The organism is Segetibacter sp. 3557_3, assembly GCF_004354985.1.
GTDB lineage: Bacteria > Bacteroidota > Bacteroidia > Chitinophagales > Chitinophagaceae > Segetibacter.
The window spans coordinates 275,742-298,170 of record NZ_SMSK01000001.1; the positions used below are offsets into that span (position 1 = coordinate 275,742).

Consider the following 22,429-nt stretch of genomic DNA (forward strand, 5'->3'; position numbering starts at 1 on the left):
AAGAGTTCAGAGTTATGAGTCGGCGGGCTATGTTGAATGTTGTATGTAGGGAGTTAAGAGTAAAGAGTGCAGAGTTATGAGTCGGTGGCTTATGTTATATGTTGTATGTTGAATGTTGTATGTAGAGAATAATGAGTTAAGCGTGCAGAGTTATGAGTCGGTGGTCTATGTTGGATGTTGTATGTAGGGAGTTAAGAATTATGAGTCAATGCCGTTTAGTTAAGCAAATTTTTATGGACCCGGCCACAGGAATTCTATAGGACATCGTTGCGTCGCACTCTTGTACGATTGGAAGTAGCTGGGCAAACAAATTGCATAATCGGCTTAACTAAACGACATTGAATTATGAGTGCAGAATTATGAGTCGGTTGCTTACGTTATATGTTGTAGGGTAAATTTTTGTATGGGAGAGCTATGAGGTATGAGAGCAGCGTTATGAGTTGAGTTATGTTACACGTTGAATGTTGTATGGGAGAGTTATGAGCGCAGGGTATGAGTCTTGGTGTGTGTTGAATGTTACATCAATGTCGTTTAGGTATTGCAATCTTTTATGGACCAGGCAGCAGTTTTCTAATTGTAAATCGTTGCGCGGTGCCCCCAATATGTGGGTGGGTGGCACTCCTGTACTACAGCTACAACACGCAGCTCTCATGCAGTGCAACAGCTGAACTAAACGACAACAGATGTTGTATGTAGACCATTATGAGCTATGGGTACAGCTTTTGGAGGCTTTGGTCTATGTTGATGTTATCCGTTGAATGTTGTACGGGGGGGGATTGGCAGGATGGGGGGGAAGTGGGTTGTGCTAAATGGTAATGTTCTTTGAGAATTAAAGCACAGGCCTTATACGGGCGAGAAAGGATGTGTTTTAGTAAGATTATGCAAAGCGATAGTTTGATTTCTCAGTTTAAATAAAAACGGTGCGCAAGGCACCGGTATCATGGACGCAACTTATTCATTCACGATGTTCAACCAGATCTTTTCCTTGCGTTCGTAAGTTTTTAAAGCCGCCACCAGGCTATTTACCTTGCCTGCACAATTCCAGATGCGATTTTTCATATCGCCTTCGGCGCCGATCAAAATACAACCTTCGCTGTTTTCACTTGTATTGCCGCCATGTATTCGAATTCCTTCGAAGCAGCAGACATTAAGCACTAACGGCAGGTACTTTTTGAAGCGATTACTAAAGCTTAGGATGACTTCATATTTACCCCTGTCAATTGCCGTTTTGTTTTTGACTTTTTTACTGCAATCACCATTAAGTCCCCTGTCTTTGTCTTCACAGGTGTACGCAAAAAACTTACCATCGAGATACATCTTTCCCATAATGGAAGTATCTGTAAATACCGAACGAACTACTTTAAGCTCCATAATATATTTTTTAGAAAAGTAGAAGAAACATTTCGATGGTGCAATAGCCGCTAATAGTTTATCCCGGATTGTTGACTTCAACTGCAGGCAGAGCAGCGGCGAATAGTATTGTTGTGGTATAAGAGTGCGACGCAACCGGGGCTACAACAGCGTATCTGCCGCCGGGTTCATAAAAATGCGCTTATGTATACCAAAGCCAAAACAGGTTCGGAAACGTATACATAAACCCGCAGCCGGCAGGATACTGTATTTCCTGCCGGCGGGGGTGTGCTTAGGAATGCCTACTAGAAGGCGATTGCTTCTGCATTCAGGTCGAGGGTGTTCCAGTTTGGTACCGTTACAACCAGGTCGTGGTTGGTGGGCACGTTAAGTCCGCTGATTTTTTTATTGACCGGAACATTTGTAGTTCGCTCGATGGTAAATGCGCGTACTTCCACGTTTTTAACACTGCTACGATTACCCAGCCTGAACAACGACAGATCGGGTGCAACCGTAATATCTACTTCGGTTGCGGGGCCGCCGCCTACCCCGGTAAGCGCCAGGGATCGCATTTGGGTGCCCACCAGTTTTGAAAATGTAACGCTGAAGCTTTTTTCGGCATGCGGAGCAAACCTGATTTGCGAAGCATCGGCATTAACCATCAATGTATCCTGGTGCCCGGCCTGTGTACTTACATCTTCAATTACGAGCGTTGTTCCATCTGGCATTATGCTGTTGTAGGTATACTTGCCCGTGCCGGTTCCAACAATCCGTTTGGTGTAGTTTCGATCTACAGGCATGAGGTATGCGCCTTTGAAAAGGTAACAAGGATGTGAGTCGGGTACTTCGCTGAGGATTTGTTTACCAAAGGTGCCAACCCGCAGGCCATCCTCGTCGGTAATCTCGAGTTCGGCAGGCGACAACAGGAAATCAATGATAAAACTGGTTAGTCCAAATGGGCCGCTGAAAGGCAGATCATGGTCGGCAAGCAGGTAATCGCCATTGGTCATCATGCCCAGTGTAATCCCATCTTCACTGCAAAATTTGCGTGTTGTACCACCATCAAAGTAATCGAACCTTATCTCCCCGCCGGTGCGCCTGAACTTTAAACGGCAATTTGAGTTGGTGGGATTATTACAGTCCCAGCAAAACAGTTCAACTTCGTTGGGATCGGTGACGGTTGTACTACCATCAGGACTTAGTTGTGGGTTTCGCCCCGCGGGATAAACAAAACGGAATGGCATAATGCAATGCGAGTCGCTCAACTTATCGAAATAACCGGAGTCCCAAACTTCGCCGGATGGAATGAAGAACAGGAGCGGAGCAACATTGCGATCGCAGCCGGTCATAAAAGTATGCTCGATTTCGCGATACGTTTTTTGTACCCTCGCATTGCCCTCACGTCCCTGGTCGTGGAAGGTAAGTAAACTTTCGCGGCTGAGTAACTTGCCATGCACCCCGGTTAACCATGGCTTCCAGGCAGCCTCCGTTTGCGTGATGGTATCGTTTTCACCCTTCCACAACTTATCCGCGACAAGACTTGCGAGCGAAGTGCAATAGCCGGTAGCAAGTCCCCCGTTGGCTTTGCCTTTTAAGAAGTGCTTATAAAAGGCGAAGTAAGCCCCGGTAAGAACAGGGTGCCCGAAAACAGGATCGAGGAGTTCGTGCCATACTTCGGCCTTCCCAAAAGTATCTTCGAATGTGCCCCATGTTGGTAGCCCATCGGTAAAGTTGTCGAAAGGCAGGTTGTTAACCCCATAAGTAAAAGGTATTTCGAGGATGCCCGGACGTGTTGCTGTGCGGCTATTGCTGACAAGCCCGTCGGGGTTGCGCACCTGTACCACCACAGAACCACCTGGCTTCCGGCCCCGCCAGTACCAGGAATTACAAAGCTTAGGGTATTGGAATTTACCACACTCGCTGGTATCGCGGAGCCATTGATGAGCACAGCGGCGCCTGCCAAAAATGCTTTTCCGGTTAACTGCACGGTGGCATTTGGTGCAAGGGCCGCGGTAACAGGCTCAAGTTGTGGCTTTACCCTGATGGATACCCGGTTACTTTCTGTACCGTCAGGGCGGCGGACAAATATTGACTTCGCACCACCGGTAATGTTTGCCGGTACGGTAATGCTTAAACTTTCGTCGGGATTAATGTTGGGTGCAATCGACGCACTTTCGATTACCACGCGATCGCTATCGGTAAACCGACTTCCCCGAAGGGTAATGGTATTGCCGGGAAAAACCTGGTTGGGTGCAACTTCGGTAATGTATGGGCGGGTGAGCATCTCCTCCCATGCATCTTCACTAAACTGGAAAAACTGGATAAGGCCATCGCTGCCTGTTGAAGCACCGTCGGGACCCTGTGCACCTGGCTGACCTGGTGCACCGCGGCGACCATTGTCGGCACTGCGGCAAGTGTCGCCATTGCCGCTACGTCCGCCAGAACCTCCTGAACCGCCGACGCCTCCGGGTCCACCACGGCCCTTTTGACCACCCTGGTTTTTTAGCCTGAAGCTGTTGTTTGTAACAGTGCCCGCTAGTGTGCCGTCCAGTACGCCAATGGTCAGGCTTGCACCATTACCACCGCGCCCGCCGAGACCCCCACGACCACCATTGCCGCCGTCCCCACCATGGCCGCCATCGCCGGGGTCAGCAGTGCAGTGCCAGCCGAAAAACCATATCCGCTCGCCGCCTGCTGCGTCGGCCCCATCTCCACCGCGACCGCCCCGTTGACCAGCTCCCCCGATAATGCCATCTTCGCCATTCAGGTCGATGTTTGGTATGTTCGTCATCTCCTTAACCCACATTTCAAGTGCGGGGGCATGGCGACCTGTGGCCCCACCTATACCTGCTTCGCCACTTCTGCCATCATCTCCATCTAAGCCGTCACGCGAACCCGGCTTGGTATGAATGCCGTTCCAGCCACGCCCGTTAAGATCGGGATTGGACGCCCGCGGTGCGGTTGAACCCCCCGGCCGACGCCAGGTGATTTTCGCATTAGGTCCACAGATTACCTTCTCTGCAATGATGTAAAGCTTTTCAACATCGGGTTCAATAATCAAATGTGTATCGGTAAGATCGAGTACCTGGGCGATGATCACCGAAGAACCAACGGGTATTGTTTTCAATAACACCGGTTGCGGAGGTTCTGAAAGTTTGGGCCAGAGTGAGGGTGTTTTATCAGCCAGGTTTTTTATCAGCAGATCAGGATTAACGATCTTAAAACCCGGATCCTGAATTTTGATGTGGTTGGCAATGTTTATGCCCGGCCGGAAGGCACGTGCAGCAGCTGCAAGGGGCGGCACACCCGGCACCCTTGGAGGCCGAACTGGTGCAGAAGATGGCTCTATCGATGCGGTTTTGAAGGTTGCAGTGCTGTTGCGATTTGGAAGGAATTTAGCCAGTTGTTCTTTTTTCTTTGTCACATCGAGTGTAGTGAAACTGGTTGCGATCTTACCCCAGTCCACGGTGGCCACGTCGTTCTTTTTTGCGGCAACCAGTATTTTGCCCCGCGACATTTTTGTAGGCACGGTAACGCGAAGGGTCGACAAATCAGACAACTTCTGTACACCCGCTGCATTCATGATATCCTTGATCGGCTGTAAGCGGGAATGACTTTCATCGAGACTTGCGACTACGCGTATGCCCGCATGGGTTCCGATTTTTGTTCGTATTGCATCTTCAAGGTTTTTGGCGATTGCAAACCGGCTTTTAACTTCAGCTGCGTTGATTGCGCCTTTAGCGATTTGTACATCAGCAATTTCGCCCGTAAACTGGAACGCACGTCCGTCCATACCAGCACCAACTTTCACCGGCAGATTACCCACCGGAACGAGTTTACCTGGAATGCTTTTACTCCCTACATTGTTTCCATTTAGCTCAAGATTAAGCTGTCCGTTGTCGTCGCGGCTAAACCGGACCATGGATGTTTGACCCGCAGGCAGCGCTTGTTGACTTTGGACAGACTGCCAGCCGGCGGGGGTGTGTACACTGCCAACAATCAGGCCCGCAGGATCGATAAAAAAGGCTGCGGGGGGACTTTGCGATTCGATAATGTTTTGCCTGCCTGGCCCGATTGCCTGCGGTGTAACATAAGCTTCAAAAGTGAAGGAATCGCTTGTTTGCCACTCCGGAATGGTTCCCAACTCGATACTTCCGCGTTTGATGACGAAAGCGTTTTCACGTTTCGAGTGGGTAACATCGCCAACAAGCTTTACCGCGGTACCCTTAACTGATCCATCGAAAACATCATTGTTTTCGGTTCGCAAAAAGACAAGTGTTTTTGACATGATTTAGGATTGAAAGTGAATAATTGCGTTTGTTGCCCCTTAAGTGTTTTTGATCAGCAGCATGTATCGCCTGTCCGGGAGTCGTTAGCATTAAAAGGGACTAACAATAACAGCATTATTTTATTTAAATGCAACCCCCACCCCTGTGATAGATCAAGAAAGTAGGAGTGTAGTCTCGAATTCGTCGTGGTGATTTCATCACCTTTCAAGTAAATTCTTAGGGCGATTTTTGATGTAAGGTTTTGCTTTGCCAGGCTGTGGTATGCTTAGCAGCCATTAGAACTTGAACCAGGAGGGCTGAGGTGCACCAGATGGCACATCAGCAAAAGCCTGATTGAGCGCGCCAACTTAAAGAAGTTGGTCGAGGTATTCTGTGGTTGTATATAATTGTGGTAATATGGCGGTAAATGAGTCTTAACCGGGGTGATTACCGGTAGTGCTTTGGCTGGTTCCTCTTCTGCAATGCTCGTGTGGACACATCTGCCGAGCCGGTTTAAAAAGGAACAGGGATGATAGGGATAACCCGAATAATTACGATCTATAGATCTGCCAGGCAGAGAAATGATTATTCGTTTGAGGCCGGAGCGAGAAGAAATGTTTAGGCGATGAATAATATTCGCAAATCGGTTTAATTACAAACGGCATAGCAACAGCGCTAAACGAGCTTGTTGCGGATGGCTTTTGAAACGGCTTCATTAACACAGCTTACGTGCAATTTCTTATAAATGTTTTTAACATGAGAATGTACCGTTTCATAGTTGATAAACAGCTTACCGGCAATAAGTTTATAGCTGAGGCCGTCAACGAGCAAGCCTAAAATCTCCTGCTCACGGCTACTTAAATTATAGTCGGTGATGGAATCAACCTGAACGTTCTGGTGCTTAAACATTTTTAATACTTTAGCTGCAATTACCGGTGACATAGGAGAACCGCCTTCTGCCACTTCCCTGATAGCGTCGATGTATTTGGAAGGCACAGTACTTTTGAGCAGGTAACCATTAGCTCCGGCACAGATTGCCGCGAAAATTTTGGACTCTTCTTCAAACACCGTTTGCATTAACACCGGTACATCACTGTACTGCTGCCGGATGATCGCGACAGCTTCTATACCGGAAATTCCAGGCATTTGAATATCCATAAGCACGACATCGAGATCACTTTCGGTTAAACGTTTTACCAGGTTGTTACAATTTGCAAATGCACCGGAACAGGTAAACCCGGGACTACAATTTAATATTGCCTGGATGCTTTCCCGGGTATCTTTCTTGTCTTCAAAAAGTGTTACTTTGATGAGGGGGATCGACATGGTGACGGTTGACGATTACAAATAAACACCGGAATGACTATAAATACTATCACCACATCAGGTGATTTTTGCTTTCAGAATTATGGATGTGCCACTATCCCTGCGACTTTGGATTTCAATCGTTGCATTAATTTCGGTAGCACGGCGCTTCATACTGCTTAATCCATTACCCTCCCTTGCGCTCATTGGATCAAACCCTTTTCCATCATCATGGACGATCATTTTAAGGCTATGATTACCCTGGTAAAAGGTTATGTCGATCTCGTTGCAATCCGCATACTTTATTGCATTGTGTATGGCTTCCTTAAAAATGAGATAGATGTTTTTACGTTGACGCATATCGAGGTTTGCTGTTGCAATTTGGTCATCTGCCGTAAACCTGTATGCAATTCCCCTTTCGCTACAAATCTCCGCAGCATGAAGTTTCATGCGTTTTAAGAGATTTGCGGACACATCATTTTCGGGATTGATGAGCCATACAACGTCACTCATATTGTTAATTACATTCCTGGCGTTGTCGCCGATTTTTCCAAGCAGGTTGTTGGCAGTGCCGTTTTCTACTGCCAGGTTCATCCGGGCCATCTCACTGTAGAATGAAATACTGGAAAGTTCAGAGCCTACATCGTCATGTAGATCACTGGCTATCTGCATTCGCATTTTATGTTTTTCCAGCAGGTTGTTGGCGATCTGCCTGCGCCGGTGGTTTTGCCAAAGGGCGATACCTAAAACCAGGATGGCAACAGCTGTTGTTACAATAACATTTCGCTCCAGTGATTTTGCTTTTACTTCCTCGGTTTTGAGCAACAGTTCATGATTTTTGATTTTCAGGTTGGCTTGTTCAAGTGCCTTTTCATTTGCGAGGATAATAAGCTGCTTTTCGCGCTCTTGCCGTTGACCTTGTTCTACCTGTAGTTCAGCCTGGGTTCGAAGGTAGGCCAGCCGGTTCAGTTCCTTTTGCTGCTCTGTCAAACTAAGCGAAGCCAATTGTAATTGCATGCGTTGCCGCTGTTGAATAGTCAGGAGTTGTTGCCGTTTAAGCATTTCGGCGGTGAGCAGCTGCTCCGTTTTAAGCGAGTCTTCTTTCCTGATGTATTCATATTCTACTTTGGCCTTTATCGCATTGCGCGAGGTCTCATCATTAAAGGTACTGTCGCGATATGTTTTACCGGCTTTAAAGTGCTCATAAGCCTGGCGAAAATTGCCATCAATGCTGTCAAGCTGGGAAAGGCTGTAGTAACTTAATGCAACAAACGGTTTAAAATGCTCTTCTTTGTATAGTGCTAAGGCTTCCTGGAAGTGTTTTCGCGCAAGTTGATATTTTTTGAGCTTGGTATATATACTTCCAAAATGCCAGTTCACGTCAGCCTCACCCATTTTGCTTCCCTGTTCCCGGTTTGATTTAAGCGCCTGGCCATAATACGACAAAGCATCGCTGTAAAGCCGGTTTGATGTGGTGGTATCACCGGCTGCAGCAGCGATTTGTGCCAGTGCCTCAACATCGCCCCCGAGCCGGGCATGGGTCATAGGCAAAAGCCAGCGAATCCCCTTTATTTCATTTGCAATCTTTAAGGCCTTTAGATGCGCCTGCATTGCATCATCATATTTGCCGATTACAAAATAGGCGGTACCTAAAAGATTACTTACCCTGGCAATTTCTACCCTGTTTCCAACTTCTTCTAATAATTTCAAACTTTGCCGGTAATAATTAATGGTTAGTGGGTGGTTTTCCTGCAATTGGTGTTCTCTCGCAATCCTCGACATACAAAGTGCGAGCGGCATTTTATCCGGCAGTGGTTCATAAAGCTTTAAGGCCGAATAGTAATTTCTTAACGCCTCAGGGCTGATCTGCTGCGCAGAATAAGTATCGCCAATTGAACGATATGTATTTGCGATCCCTCGCTTGTTGTTTACTGCTTTATAATGTTGTAGCACGACGGAATAGCTATTTACCGCCGCCGAAAAATTCCGCATGGCTGCATAAGTATCGCCAATACTGAACATGGCTTGCCCAAGTCCGTCTTTATCATTTATTGCCCTAAAGCAATCATGAGCTATTTGAAAATGGGCCAGTGCTTGCTGGAATTGTTTTTGGTTCATTTTAATTAAACCTAATTCGCGATTAGCACGCCCTTCGCCACGTTTGTAATGGAGTTTATTAGAAATTGACAGGGCCTCCTTTGCGCAACGAATTGCTTCGGCGGTATCTCCCTGCATAAGTATTCCCCTTGTAATGTGGAGTAACGTGTTCACTTTATTGGTGTCCTCCATATGCACATGAAGGGCTTTATAAAGTGAGTCGATTGTTTTATGCTGGGGGAAGGAGTAGGATACACAGAAAAAAAGGAAAGCAAATAGCAGTGCCTTTTTCATAGCGGGTGTTTTGTAAAGAATGTTGGCACTATTAAGATATAATACTTTTATCATATCATCTAGCAGATCAGCAAGTTTATTAGTGATTGCAAATCCGTGATCATAGTGGATCATAACTCAATATCATTCAATTTAGCCGCTGCAGGCATCAAAGGCTTTTGTTTACAATGCAGTGCGAGTCCTTCCCGGATGGGCGATTGTGTGGCAACATCACAACGTGCAGACGCCTTAGTTGAGTACACAAGAAACGTGTTAAACAGATATAATCATAATAGGCCCATTCAGTTGTATCAATAATAAATACCAGGAAATGACATCGACAAAATACACCTTAGCTTGCGGCGGCTTTAAGAAGATTGTCAGCTACATCGACCGGATAGCTATGGGATAGATATTGCTGAGCCCGGAAGATTAATTTTCCAGGCTGTTGCATTCATTTCAGAAATTGGTGGAAAGCCATATAAAAATGTTCGACAAACTACTCGCTAAATTATTTCCTGGGGAAAGAATGCGAAATAGTATGTGGTAGCATGGATTTAAATAGCCTTTTTATGGAGCAAGCAGTGGATGCCAGATTACACTACGGTTGGTCCCGCTGTGCCCGCCCGTATGAACCCTATGCAATTTAGACCCATTTATCATCAAAAATATTGTCGCAACGGCCAGAAAACAACTCCCTGACAGAAGCAGGAACATGCACCCAACTTTTTTTAAACATTTGATTAAAATACTTGAATAAATCCAAAAACGATTATACCTTTGAAGTAATAATAAGAAGAATGGACCAGGTATTGAAAGCAGACGAGAAGCTAACGACAGAAGAGAAAATTAAAGAGGCGGCCAGGATTGTGTTTTTGAAAAAAGGTTATGCCGCTACAAAAACCCGGGATATTGCAGAACAAGCTGGTTTAAATCTTGCATTATTGAATTATTACTTCAGGAGTAAGGAAAAGCTTTTTGAGATCATTATGATGGAGAAGGTTCAACAGCTATTTGCTGCTATTGCTCCGGTATTTACTGATAAGGAAACTTCACTGAACACGAAAATTGATCTGATTACAACCAGGTACATTGATTTGCTTGTTAAAAACACAGATCTTCCGCTGTTTGTATTAAGTGAGATACGCAACAACCCGGAAAGCTTTAGTAAAGCGATCCATGTTGATGATGTTTTACTGAAATCGCACTTCGTAAAGCAGCTTGCAGAAAAGAAGCCGGATGTAAACCCGGTTCAGCTAATCATGAGTTTGCTCGGGATGCTTATTTTTCCGTTTATCGCTAAGCCGGTGTTACAAGCCGCAGGCGCAGTAAACGATAAAATGTTTGAACAGCTTATGGGAGAACGGAAAGAACTGGTTTCAAAGTGGATGAAATTGCTCGTCAGATAAGAAAATTTTTTTACCTCGCTTTTAATCGTTTGACTAAATCAAATTAATAAACGTCTTGATTAACATGAAAACTCCTTTCATCATATTATCAATCCTGTGCCTGGCTTCCGCCTCAAGCATTTCTCATGCACAGCGGGGGGATTACCTCACCCTTGAAGAGTGTTATGAGCTTGCAATGCGTAATTATCCCCTGGTGAAACAGCGTGGGCTGATCCAAAAAGCTTCGGCTTTAACCATTGAAAATATTCAAAAAGGGTTATTGCCACAACTCAGTGTGCTCGGCCAGGCCAGCTACCAGTCATCCGTAACAGAGCTCCCTTTCAAATTGCCCGGCGTTGTGCCGCCAACAATCAGTAAAGACCAGTACCGGCTTTATGGAGATCTAAGCCTGCTCGTGTTTGATGGCGGCCAAACACGGCAGCAAGAGCAGCTTCAACAAACAAGTGAGTCCATACAACAGCAACAACTGGAAGCTGAATTGTACAAGCTAAAAGAACGCGTTAATCAATTGTTTTTTGGCACATTACTCATCGCCGAACAGTTAAAGCAAAGCCATCTACTCATTAACGATATTCAAACAGGAATAAACAAAGTTCAAGCGGCAATTAGTTACGGCACTGCGTTAAAAAGTAACGCAGATGTATTAAGGGCTGAGCTACTCAGGAGTCAACAACGTACCATTGAACTCCAGGCAAATCAGACTGCTTATATCAATACGTTGAGCTTGTTTATCGGCCAAACAATCGGATCACCTTCTTTATTGGTCCGGCCGGCAGCTATTATAACAGGTAACGTCATCAACCGGCCTGAGTTGATCGTGTATAAGGAACAAAGCCGGCTGCTTGATGCGCAGGACAAAATGCTCGCGGTAAAAACCCGGCCCAGAGTGAACGTTTTCGTGCAGGCAGGCGCTGGCCGACCCGGCCTGAACATGCTCAGCAACAAGTTCGAGCCCTATTACATCGGTGGCATTCGATTGAATTGGAGCCTTGTGGGAATATATACGCTTAAACGTGACCGGTCGCTCATCGAAATAAGTCGTCAGCATATTGAAGTGCAGAAAGAAACTTTTCTGTTGAACACCAACATGATGGTTAGTCAACAAACTTTAGAGATCAGCAAATACATTCAATTACTCGCTTCAGATGACGAGATCATTGCTTTAAGAACAAAGTTTAAAAACACCGCTTTTGCACAACTGGAAAATGGTGTGATCAATTCAAATGATTACCTGAGAGAGGTGAACGCAGAGGACCAGGCCAGGCAAAGCAAAATAGTGCACGAGACCCAGTTATTAATGGCTGAATATAACCAACAAACAACCACAGGAAATAAACAGTAAAGTATGAAAACCGTACCGATAATTACTTTGATACTAATCAGCTTTATCCATTGTAGACAAAAGGAAAACGTATTTGATGCTGCCGGAAGCTTTGAAGCTGTTGAAACAATTGTTTCGGCGGAAGCCTCCGGCACAATTAAAACCTTTGATGTTGAGGAGGGACAACTTTTATCAGCAGGTGTTGTCGTGGGATACATTGATAGCCTGCAGCTCTACCTGAAAAAGCAGCAGCTAAGGGCGCAGGCAAGGGCCGTCTTAAGCAGGAAGCCCGACATAGCTGCACAAACGGCATCCCTGCAGGAGCAGCTTCGCCATGCAGAAAGGGAGCAGCTGCGTTTGGAAAATTTAGTAAAGGCAGATGCAGCTACTCCAAAACAACTCGATGAAGCTAATGCACAAATCGCCATAATCAAAAAGCAAATCGCTGCCCAGCATTCATCTTTGGTGATCAGCACTGGCAGCCTGAAGGAAGAGGCGACACCAATCCAGGTACAGGTGCAGCAAATAGACGATCAGCTTGCCAGGTGCCGGATCGTTAATCCTATCCAAGGCACGGTGCTGACAAAATATGCCGAAAGCAATGAGGTGACCGCTGTAGGTAAACCGCTTTATAAGATAGCCGATGTGGGCTCAATCACGCTCAGGGCATACATTACAGGTGATCAGATCAGCGGGGTAAAAACCGGGCAGCAAGTTAAGGTATTGGTCGACGACGTAAAGGGAACCTACAAAGAATACCCGGGCACAATTTCGTGGATCAGTAATAAAGCAGAGTTTACCCCGAAAACAATACAAACAAAAGATGAACGTGCCAACCTGGTTTATGCAATTAAAATCCGCGTGAAAAACGACGGCTATCTAAAAATCGGCATGTATGGTGAAGTAATGTTTTAAGTGAATTCCTGTCTTCTAAATTTCCATGTTGATGTAACCACGGCTTACAACTACTACAACAGCTAATGATCAGCGAGGTATACAATAAGTCGTCTTCTCTTAAAAAACCGCTATGAAAGCAGTAACACTTAACGGGCTCAGCAAGGTTTATGGCAAGGGAAAGGCTATTGCCGTAAACAAGGTGTCATTCGAAGTGAGCAATGGAGAATTGTTTGGTTTGATCGGGCCCGACGGCGCTGGCAAGACGAGTATTTTTCGAATGCTAACTACGTTGCTTTTACCCGATGGTGGCTCCGCATCAGTCATTGGCCTCGACGTGGTAAAAGACCACAAGAAAATTCGCAGCAGGGTAGGCTACATGCCGGGCAGGTTTTCATTATACCCCGACCTGACGGTTGAGGAAAACCTGACCTTCTTCGCGACTATTTTTAATACCCGTCTTGCAGAAAACTACCATCTCATCAAAGACATTTACATACAACTTGAACCCTTTAAAAAGCGCATGGCCGGCAAGTTATCTGGTGGTATGAAACAAAAACTTGCACTTTGCTGTGCGCTCATTCATAAGCCAGCCGTATTGTTTTTAGATGAACCCACTACAGGAGTTGACCCGGTTTCACGAAGAGAATTTTGGGAAATGCTCAAGCAACTTAAGCAGCAAGCAATTACCATTGTGGTCTCTACACCCTATATGGATGAAGCTAATCTTTGCGATAGGATTGGGTTGATTCAATCCGGGGACCTGCTCACCGTTGACACACCAGCGAACATCATATCCGCTTATCCCGAACAACTTTATGCTGTGAAAGCGGACAATATGCCAGCACTCCTTAAAACGCTGAGTGCTTACGACGAGGTACTAAGCAATAACGCCTTTGGCGAATATGCCCACGTCTCCTTCAAAGATCAAGCGATAGAGGTTAATGTCGTTCAAAGTTATTTGCAACAACAGGGGTTAAGTGGCATTGAACTGAGAAGAACTCCTGCGACCATAGAAGATTGTTTTATCAAACGCTTAAGCAACTAATATGAGGGAAGCAGTAATCAAAACCGATAAGCTCACCAAAAGGTTTGGTGAGTTTATTGCGACAAATGCCATTTCGTTTGAAGTGCAGCAAGGAGAAATTTTCGGCTTCCTCGGAGCAAACGGGGCGGGTAAGACTACTGCAATGCGTATGTTATGCGGCTTGTTGATACCCAGCTCAGGAGCAGGAACTGTTGCCGGATTCGACGTTTATAAACAAACTGAAAAGATCAAGAAAAGCATTGGTTACATGAGTCAAAAATTTTCACTGTACGAAGACCTGACGGTATTGGAAAACATCCGCTTCTTTGGCGGTATTTATGGCTTAAGCAACCAGCAGTTGAAAGCAAAATCAATCGAATTAATTCATAGGCTCAACCTGCAAAAAGACAAGGACAGGCTGGTTGGCACGTTACCCCTTGGATGGAAACAAAAACTGTCTTTTTTGGTGGCAGTTTTACATAGCCCCAAGGTGGTGTTTCTCGATGAACCCACTGGCGGGGTGGACCCGGTAACACGGCGGCAGTTTTGGGAATTAATTTATGAGTCCGTCGAAAATAGTATTACGGTATTCGTCACCACGCACTACATGGATGAAGCCGAGTATTGCAATCGTGTTTCTATAATGGTTGACGGCAAAATTGAAGCTTTGGATACACCAGGAAACCTGAAAGAAAAGTACGGGGCCACTTCAATGGACGAAGTCTTTTACCAACTGGCACGTGGCGCTAAAAGGGGTGAATAAATGATTGATCAATGAAACAGTTTTTAGCACTTATCAAAAAAGAATTTGCACACGTGCTGCGCGACCGGAAAACCTTGCTAATCTTATTTGGCATGCCCGTGGTCCAGATACTCATCTTCGGATTTGCACTGACGAACGAAGTCAAAAATGCAAAAGTTTTGGTCGTCGACCAGGCAAATGATATCGCTTCACGACAAATCATAGATAAACTTGAAGCGTCACGATATTTCGAAATCGAAGAAAAATCAAACAATGTGCATGAAGTTGAATCCACTTTTAAGCAAGGACAAGTCAAACTCGCAGTTGTCTTTCCGCTGAACTTCCACCACGACCTTTTGCATCAAAATAGTGCACAGCTACAGGTAATTGCCGATGCCTCAGATCCAAATACGGCGGCTACCTTAACCAATTATGTAAACTCAATTGTACAGGATTACACAACGGATCTTAACCGTTCCGAGGTGATGCCTTACCAGGTTACAACGCAGGTGAGGATGTTGTATAACCCACAATTAAAAGGCGCCCACAATTTTGTTCCCGGTGTGATGGCTTTGGTATTGATGTTGGTCTGCGTAATGATGACGGCCGTTTCCATCGTTAAAGAGAAGGAGACACGTACGATGGAAATTTTGCTGGCTTCTCCATTTAAACCCATACTCGTAATTGTAGCCAAAACAGTACCTTATCTATTATTGTCCCTCATCAATCTTGTATCCATTTTATTATTAAGTGTGTTTGTACTTGATCTACCGGTGAACGGTAGTGTTTTGCTACTCTTTGCTGAAAGCACACTTTTCATCATCACCTGTCTCACGATTGGCATTTTCATTTCGGTCAAAACGAGCTCGCAGCAGGTTGCAATGCTCATTTCGTTGATGGGAATGTTACTGCCGACCATTTTATTTAGTGGTTTTATGTTTCCGATAGAAAACATGCCGCTGCCTTTACAAATTATCTCGAATGCCATTCCAGCGAAATGGTTCTACATTATCGCTAAAGCCATCATGATTAAAGGACTGGGTTTTAGTGCTATTTGGCGGGAGACGTTAATTCTTGCCGGCATAACTCTCGTCTTGTTAATGGTGAGTTTGAAAAGTTTCAAAATACGGCTATCATGAGAACGATCAGGTTTTTATTGCAAAAAGAATTCAGGCAGATCTTCAGGAATAAGTCTATTCTGGCAATGGTGATTTTTATGCCGGTGATGCAGTTGATCATTTTGCCGCTTGCTGCAAACTACGAAGTGAAGAACATCAACATAGCCATCATCGATAATGATCATTCATCTTACTCGCAAAAGCTAATTGCAAAAATTACCGCCTCAGGGTACTTCAAATTAGCAGCGTACAATTTTTCATTTAAACAAGCCTTTAAATTCATCGAGCAAGACCAGGCGGACTTAATTCTTGAAATACCTGCTGGTTTTGAGGGCAACCTGATTCGCGAAAACGAGCAACAACTTTTTGTTGCCGTAAACGCTATCAACGGTACGAAGGCTAATCTTGGCGGTGCTTATCTTGGTACCATCATTCGCGACTACACTGGTGAAATCCGCTTCGACCTGGTGCAACCGGGGCGATTAAGTCCACAACCCGTTATAAGCGTAGTTCCGATGAACTGGTTCAATCCTTTGCTCAACTATAAATTGTTTATGGTACCGGGCATCCTTGCAATACTGGTTACCATGATCGGGGGTTTTCTTTCAGCACTTAACATCGTGAAGGAAAAAGAAGTCGGTACCATCGAACAGATCAATGTAACCCCAATTCGTAAACATCACTTCATATTGGGAAAACTCATTCCCTTCTGGATCCTTGGCAATGTGGTTTTTTCTATTGGTCTTTTAGTTTCGTGGCTCATTTATGATATAGTTCCACTCGGGAGCATTGTATTATTGTACGGCTTTATTTCAGTGTACCTGCTGGCGGTGCTTGGCTTTGGCTTGCTTGTTTCCACCTATTGCGATACACAGCAACAGGCAATGTTTATAATGTTCTTTTTTATGATGGTATTTATTCTCATGGGTGGACTGTTTACCGCAATCGACAGTATGCCACAATGGGCAAAAGTGGTTACCTGGTTTAACCCGGTAAGTTATTTAATAGAGGTAATGCGGATGGTTATTCTAAAAGGAAGCGGGCTTGTCGACATCTGGAAGCACCTTGCCATCATCGCCGGGTTTGCAGTAGTTTTAAACTGCTGGGCAATGTTGAATTATAAAAAGACGAGTTAGGAATACTCTGTTGTAATTTTACGCTACCAGCCAACCACTCCACTCGTCATCTGGTTTTTTCAAAAGAGCTTGGAACAGCTGAAATAGAGTAACTCGCGTGTGGACACGTCTTTGAACAGGTTGTAAATGGCATACCGATGACCCCGATTGGACGGATAGGTGTGGACTATCGTTCTGCGTGGCAGAAATCTGCCTACCTGGTACAGGAAGTATAGCAAAGCGCTCTATGTATACGGATTTCGTTTAAAATTTGAATTCATTATTCCGTGAAATCCTTGTGCCTGTGCTTATTGTGTACACACGGTAGGCCTTTAACGGCAAAGCTTGATGGCAGCTATGTTTTCTTCCGGGAACGGCCGAGACTCGGTCACTTATAAAATCTTCGGTACAGTTCACTTTCAACTTTCACTGCTATTGCCCGAAAGATCATTCTCAATTCTTTAGTTTTGTTTACGTTATCTGGGATAGTTTTCAATTGAGAACAAACTGTACAAGAGTGCGACGCCCCCGTCCGAATGGCTTCAGCCGGGCGGGCAACGGCTGTTGCACATTGTTCTTTCTGCCTGACTCATAAAGGTGTTCTCGGGCGGGTAGTATAGCTATATAGTTCCCAGGGGTTCTTCTAAATAATAAAAACGCTTACTTTACTGTCTAAACAACTTATATGCTCTCGAAATCGATGCAAGATGCGCTTAACAGGCAGGTCATGTTAGAAGCTGCCTCATCACAGGCTTACCTCGCTATGGCCAGCTGGAGTGAAATTCAGCCAGGTCTCGACAATGTAGCTGAGTACTTCTTTCTTCAAAGCGAAGAGGAGCGGGTGCATATGCTAAAGCTCATTCGCTTTGTAAACGAACGTGGCGGCTTTGCGCTGGTTCCGGCACTTCAACAACCCATTATAACTTTCAAAGGGTTAAAGAGCATGTTCGAAGAGTTCCTGAAACACGAGATAGACATTTCTCAAAGTATAAACGAGTTGGTTGACCTGGCATTAAAGGAGAAAGATTATGCTACCCATAATTTCCTGCAGTGGTACGTTAGTGAGCAGATAGAAGAAGAAAGAAGTGCAAGGGTATTAAACGATAAGCTGGAGCTAATTGGCAACGATAAAAGCGGGCTTTACCTGTTCGACCGTGATATCATGTCGACCAGGCAAGGTGAACAAAAGAAGTAGGATAGCCGAATACCTGCCTATGTAAATAAGGTATTGCGACCATCATCGTAAACATCGTTCTCCTATTGGCTTCATTAGGAATGATTGGCTGCTGCTTAAAAAACGGCGCCACTTTGGGATCGCAATGTTGCCTGGTAGTGTACGGTCTCCGCCTGGGGTACATAAGTGTGCCGACCGAAACTATATCGTAATTTTCGGCCTGCTGTTTCAGCTAAAGCCAATAACCACCATGTTGAATAAACCAATACGTGCCGGTATGAAATTGTTTGGACTTCGACTAACCTTTGGATCTTTACTACTTATTGCGCCGCTTAGCCAGTATGCCCAATCCTGGAAAGAGCTTGCTGAAAGGTCATCCGTGTTGAACCTTGAGCAGGGATCAATTCCTTTTCAATCGGCTTCATTCAGCGGCGGGTTTCTAAAGAGTTCACAAACACTTTCAGCTTTACATCCTAAGTCCGACACAGGGTTTGATTTTACCCCGGGCGACCGGCTAAAAGTACGCAGCAGTAAAGGCATGTATCATCCCGGCGACCTCAACATGCGCATTCGCCAGGGCGATTCTAAAGATTGGAAGTACTTCTCCACTGCAACAGACCGCAAGCCAGTTACAGCCTTGCCTGCTGCTGGTGCGGTGCTTGCTGCGGCCGACTTGTCGAACACCTTACCCGACGACATCCCGCTTAATGTTAAACGATTCTGGCAACTCGAAAGGGGTCAGCTTATACTGCGATTTGAACTCGTGAATCGTTCCAGCCAGGAAGTTGAAATTGGCTCCATGGGCATCCCCCTCATCTTTAATAACATTCTCGAAGGAAACACCCTGGTAAAGGCGCATGCAAAGAACGTTTTGTACGATCCCTACCTTGGCCTGGATGCGGGCTACCTGCAGGTAACCCGGCTGCATGGACGCGATTCAACGCTGCTGGTGCTTCCATATAACAAAACACCTTTCGAAGCATACAACCCATTAAACGACGATCCCACGCCAAGGGGAGTGGCCTTTGAAGGTTTTTACGAATGGGTTGTTTGCAGCAAGGCATATGCAGAGAATGAATGGAAAGCTGCAGAACAATGGAACCAACCCACGTCGATTATCGTCAAACCGGGAGAGACAAAAACATATGGCCTTCGCTTTGTGCTGGCAGGTCCGCCTGCCGGCATCGAAAAATCGCTCATGCAGCATAACCGGCCTGTCGCGGTCGGCATTCCGGGTTATGTATTGCCACAGGATGTAAATGGCAGCCTGTTTATTAATTACAAAAGCAAGGTAAAAGACTTACTGGTCGAGCCTGCCGGCGCGTTGACGATAGGTGCTGCGCAGACCGTTAAAAATGGCTGGAAATCGTATGCCGTAAGGGGAACAAAATGGGGCAGGGCACGGATAACGATCCGCTACGACGACGGGCTGGTACAAACGGTTCACTATAAGGTGATCAAACCCGAAAGAGAAACCGTTTCAGATTATGGCAATTTTTCACTCACCAAACAATGGTTTGAAAAAGAAGGTGACCCTTTTGGTCGCAGCCCATCTGTAATCACCTACGACAACGAAAAAAAGGAACAGGTGGTAGAAGATTCGCGGGCATGGGTTTCGGGCCTCAGCGACGAAGGTGGTGCGGGAAGCTGGCTTGGTGCAGTAATGAAACAATCTGTCATTCCCAACAAGTCGGAGATCGACAAATTGCAACGTTTTATCAACCAAACCATGTGGGGTCGCATACAGGTTTCGGAAGGGCCAACAAAGTTCGGTGTACGCAAGAGCGTTTTTTATTACGAACCAGACTCCTTACCCGCGGGTACCTATAAAAACCCGGTCAACTTAAAACAGTGGACATTCTGGCGAAAGAAAGAAGCCAACTCACTTGGACGTTCCTATAATTACCCACACGTTGCAGCGGCCCATTGGGTGATGTACCGGCTCGCCCGGAACCATACCGGATTAGTTACCGATCAAACCTGGGACTGGTACCTCGCCAATGCATACGAAACGGCCATGGCAATGGTTCGTCTCGCGCCACAGTATGCCGAGTTTGGGCAAATGGAAGGAACCATCTTTTACCTTGTGCTCAAAGACCTGAAAGCCGAAGGTAAAAGCGAGATGTCGGCCGCACTGGAAGCAGCCATGAAACAAAGAACCCTGCATTGGGCCTCATTGCCATACCCGTTTGGAAGTGAGATGCCATGGGATTCTACCGGCCAGGAGGAAGTATACATCTGGTCGCTCTTTTTTGGCTACGAAGAAAAAGCAGCAGTTACCCTGGATGCAATACTTGCATACATGCCTACCATCCCGCATTGGGCTTATAACGGCAATGCTAGGCGCTATTGGGATTTCCTGTATGCCGGAGGCTTGCGACGGGTAGAGCGAATGATCCATCACTATGGTTCGCCCCTAAATGCCATCCCGGTGTTAACGGAGTACCGGCGGAAACCGGATAACTTTTATTTGTTGCGTGTTGGTTACGGTGGCGTGCTTGGTGCACTCTCCAACATTACCGAAGAAGGATTTGCACCAACGGCTTTTCACAGCTATCCTTCCACCCTTAAAAACGATCCTATATCCGGTGATTATGGTTCGGGCTTTTTTGGCTATGCTATCAATTCGGCGACATACCTGGTGCAGCATCCGGACTTTGGATGGCTGGCATTTGGCGGCAACGTAACCAGGAAAGACCAGTGGATAGAAGTGTCACCCACAACTGCTGGAAGAAGGTCTGTTTTCATCGCTCCTGCAGGTGTTAGCGTGAACCTAAAAGCAGGGCAGATAACAAAGATAGCTTACCAACCATCCACTGGTCAGATCAAGATACAGCTTGACGTAGCAGATCAATTTACGCCAAAAGCTTTTATGAGCATTGAGCAACCAGCAGCTAAAGCACGGTACGGTTATAAGGTGGGCGCCGGTATTCAGACGCGGGACAACTATGAAATAAACCTTGGACAACGGGAAACAGAAGTAGTACTGGTTCGCGTAAATAAGTAATTGTGGCCTATCAACTTCAATCAACGACGTTTAGATTTATTACAATGCAACGAGACTAAATACTTGTGCAATTGAAATATGCAATCTCCGATTCGGGTATTTTTTTTGGCACCAGCCGGTGATTATCTATTTAACTTCCGTTGCGTCGCACTCTTGTACTGGTGTAGTTGACTCGGCTAATCATTGTCACCTGCCAAACGCGTATACAATCCAATGGTAGTGCTAAGTCGGTAAAGGCACGGTGTTCATCTTGCTTTTCCTCGTTCTGTTGATAAGCATTACAACCGATGAAAGTAGTGCGTCGCAACCGGGGTTACATCTGTGTTACAAATGCCTGGTCCAAAAAAATGCTTTTTATTCTGCGTTTACTGGGTTGTTGTTTTATGCATGAACAGTTGGCAAGCCTGGGTTCTATGGTGCCTTCCTTACTTCCACAAACATTGACGTTGGTTTAAGATCAATAACGTTTGCTTAGATTTTACATAATTCGGGAGCAATTGAAAAAGTGATACAGCGGAGATACTGAACACCCAAACACGTTCGTTATAAATCTCGCGCAAAGCGCTTTATACAATCACCATTAATTGCCCGATTAACTGTAAATGAAAAACCTGATTTTCGCTGCAATCTTTACCATTGCCGCCACCTCGCTTTCTGCACAAGCAGATTCAACTACTATCGACACATCGAGATCCGTACAAACAAATACGGTTGATAGTGCCTCGATGTCGAAAATTTATGTCATCAGATCCACCGGGCATGTTGGTAGTGCCATAAACCTCAGGGTGCTGGTAGACGACATGATGTTTTGCAAAGTACACAACAACCGGTACGCCGAGTTTTTTGTTCAGCCCGGTACCCACCTGTTTAATGCCACTTCCTGGGACAAGCCAGGTTCCAGAGAAAAATTCGCATTGAAAGTGCCGGTAGAAGCAGGGAAGACCTATTATATGACCATGAAGATCAAGCAGCGATTTGCAAGCACCGAAATCACCCTTGAGGAAATTACTTACAACACTGCCGCGCCGCTGATTGCAAAATATAAACACGACGAATGCGATTAAACTGCGGCCGGTACCAGTCCAGGTAATTATTGGTTCAAATGTAATTGTTAAGCATAACAGTTCCAGGTTGAAGATGATGATACCGTTTACAGGGTAGGCTGATACAATGTTTTTATGTGCATGAAAAAGCTGATAAAATATTTTGGGGGTTTATTGCTTTCACCTATTGTAAGTGGTTAAAGGATGGTGTAATTTGATGATTACTTAACCCGGTTCCACTTGCTTTCAGGAACCGCGGGTATGATGATGGCGGATAGCCTGAGAG

General features: G+C 45.5%; 15 protein-coding genes. 10 read left to right on the forward strand and 5 right to left on the reverse strand.

Annotated features, from left to right (window positions below):
- Window positions 1–951: 951 nt before the first annotated feature.
- The 5 genes from EXU57_RS00975 to EXU57_RS00990 all read right to left on the reverse strand — a co-directional run bounded on the left by EXU57_RS00975 (window position 952) and on the right by EXU57_RS00990 (window position 9,314).
- Window positions 952–1,371 carry a DUF5675 family protein gene (locus EXU57_RS00975; protein WP_133266297.1) on the reverse strand — a complete coding sequence of 140 codons (420 nt, stop codon included), beginning with the start codon at window positions 1,369–1,371 and terminating at the stop codon, window positions 952–954.
- A gap of 284 nt (window positions 1,372–1,655) precedes the next feature.
- Window positions 1,656–2,873 carry a hypothetical protein gene (locus EXU57_RS24930; protein ID WP_165957988.1) on the reverse strand — a complete coding sequence of 406 codons (1,218 nt, stop codon included), beginning with the start codon at window positions 2,871–2,873 and terminating at the stop codon, window positions 1,656–1,658.
- Window positions 2,874–2,941: 68 nt separating this feature from the next.
- The gene (locus tag EXU57_RS25715; RefSeq protein WP_133266298.1) at window positions 2,942–5,638 is read right to left on the reverse strand and encodes a LamG-like jellyroll fold domain-containing protein; all 2,697 of its coding nucleotides are present in this window, start codon (window positions 5,636–5,638) and stop codon (window positions 2,942–2,944) included.
- A 655-nt stretch (window positions 5,639–6,293) separates the two neighbouring features.
- Window positions 6,294–6,944 carry a response regulator gene (locus EXU57_RS00985; RefSeq protein ID WP_133266299.1) on the reverse strand — a complete coding sequence of 217 codons (651 nt, stop codon included), beginning with the start codon at window positions 6,942–6,944 and terminating at the stop codon, window positions 6,294–6,296.
- A 57-nt stretch (window positions 6,945–7,001) separates the two neighbouring features.
- Window positions 7,002–9,314, reverse strand: a complete 2,313-nt coding sequence (locus EXU57_RS00990) for a tetratricopeptide repeat protein (protein ID WP_165957989.1) — start codon at window positions 9,312–9,314, stop codon at window positions 7,002–7,004.
- 731 nt (window positions 9,315–10,045) lie between these two features.
- Between EXU57_RS00990 and EXU57_RS00995 the strand changes: the two genes are divergently transcribed.
- The 10 genes from EXU57_RS00995 (at window position 10,046) to EXU57_RS01040 (ending at window position 22,164) form a co-directional block, all read left to right on the forward strand.
- Window positions 10,046–10,702, forward strand: a complete 657-nt coding sequence (locus EXU57_RS00995; RefSeq protein WP_243745471.1) for a TetR/AcrR family transcriptional regulator — start codon at window positions 10,046–10,048, stop codon at window positions 10,700–10,702.
- Window positions 10,703–10,766: 64 nt separating this feature from the next.
- Window positions 10,767–12,044, forward strand: a complete 1,278-nt coding sequence (locus EXU57_RS01000) for a TolC family protein (protein ID WP_133266301.1) — start codon at window positions 10,767–10,769, stop codon at window positions 12,042–12,044.
- 3 nt (window positions 12,045–12,047) lie between these two features.
- Window positions 12,048–12,938, forward strand: a complete 891-nt coding sequence (locus tag EXU57_RS01005) for an HlyD family secretion protein (RefSeq protein ID WP_133266302.1) — start codon at window positions 12,048–12,050, stop codon at window positions 12,936–12,938.
- 112 nt (window positions 12,939–13,050) lie between these two features.
- The gene (locus EXU57_RS01010; protein ID WP_133266303.1) at window positions 13,051–13,965 is read left to right on the forward strand and encodes an ABC transporter ATP-binding protein; all 915 of its coding nucleotides are present in this window, start codon (window positions 13,051–13,053) and stop codon (window positions 13,963–13,965) included.
- Between the two features lies 1 nt (window position 13,966).
- Window positions 13,967–14,707 (forward strand): ABC transporter ATP-binding protein, encoded by a 741-nt coding sequence (locus EXU57_RS01015; protein ID WP_133266304.1) that lies wholly within the window; start codon window positions 13,967–13,969, stop codon window positions 14,705–14,707.
- Window positions 14,708–14,718: 11 nt separating this feature from the next.
- Window positions 14,719–15,825, forward strand: coding sequence for an ABC transporter permease (locus EXU57_RS01020; protein ID WP_133266305.1), 1,107 nt, complete (start codon window positions 14,719–14,721; stop codon window positions 15,823–15,825).
- Window positions 15,822–16,940, forward strand: coding sequence for an ABC transporter permease (locus tag EXU57_RS01025; RefSeq protein WP_133266306.1), 1,119 nt, complete (start codon window positions 15,822–15,824; stop codon window positions 16,938–16,940). Before EXU57_RS01020 ends, EXU57_RS01025 begins: the two co-directional genes overlap by 4 nt.
- Window positions 16,941–17,604: 664 nt before the next feature.
- Window positions 17,605–18,114: a ferritin gene (locus EXU57_RS01030; RefSeq protein ID WP_133266307.1), complete on the forward strand. Its 510-nt coding sequence runs from the start codon at window positions 17,605–17,607 to the stop codon at window positions 18,112–18,114.
- Window positions 18,115–18,370: 256 nt separating this feature from the next.
- Complete coding sequence (locus EXU57_RS01035; protein ID WP_133266308.1) at window positions 18,371–21,100, forward strand: DUF5695 domain-containing protein; 2,730 nt, start codon at window positions 18,371–18,373, stop codon at window positions 21,098–21,100.
- 602 nt (window positions 21,101–21,702) lie between these two features.
- Window positions 21,703–22,164: a DUF2846 domain-containing protein gene (locus tag EXU57_RS01040; protein WP_133266309.1), complete on the forward strand. Its 462-nt coding sequence runs from the start codon at window positions 21,703–21,705 to the stop codon at window positions 22,162–22,164.
- The last annotated feature ends 265 nt before the right edge of the window (window positions 22,165–22,429 follow it).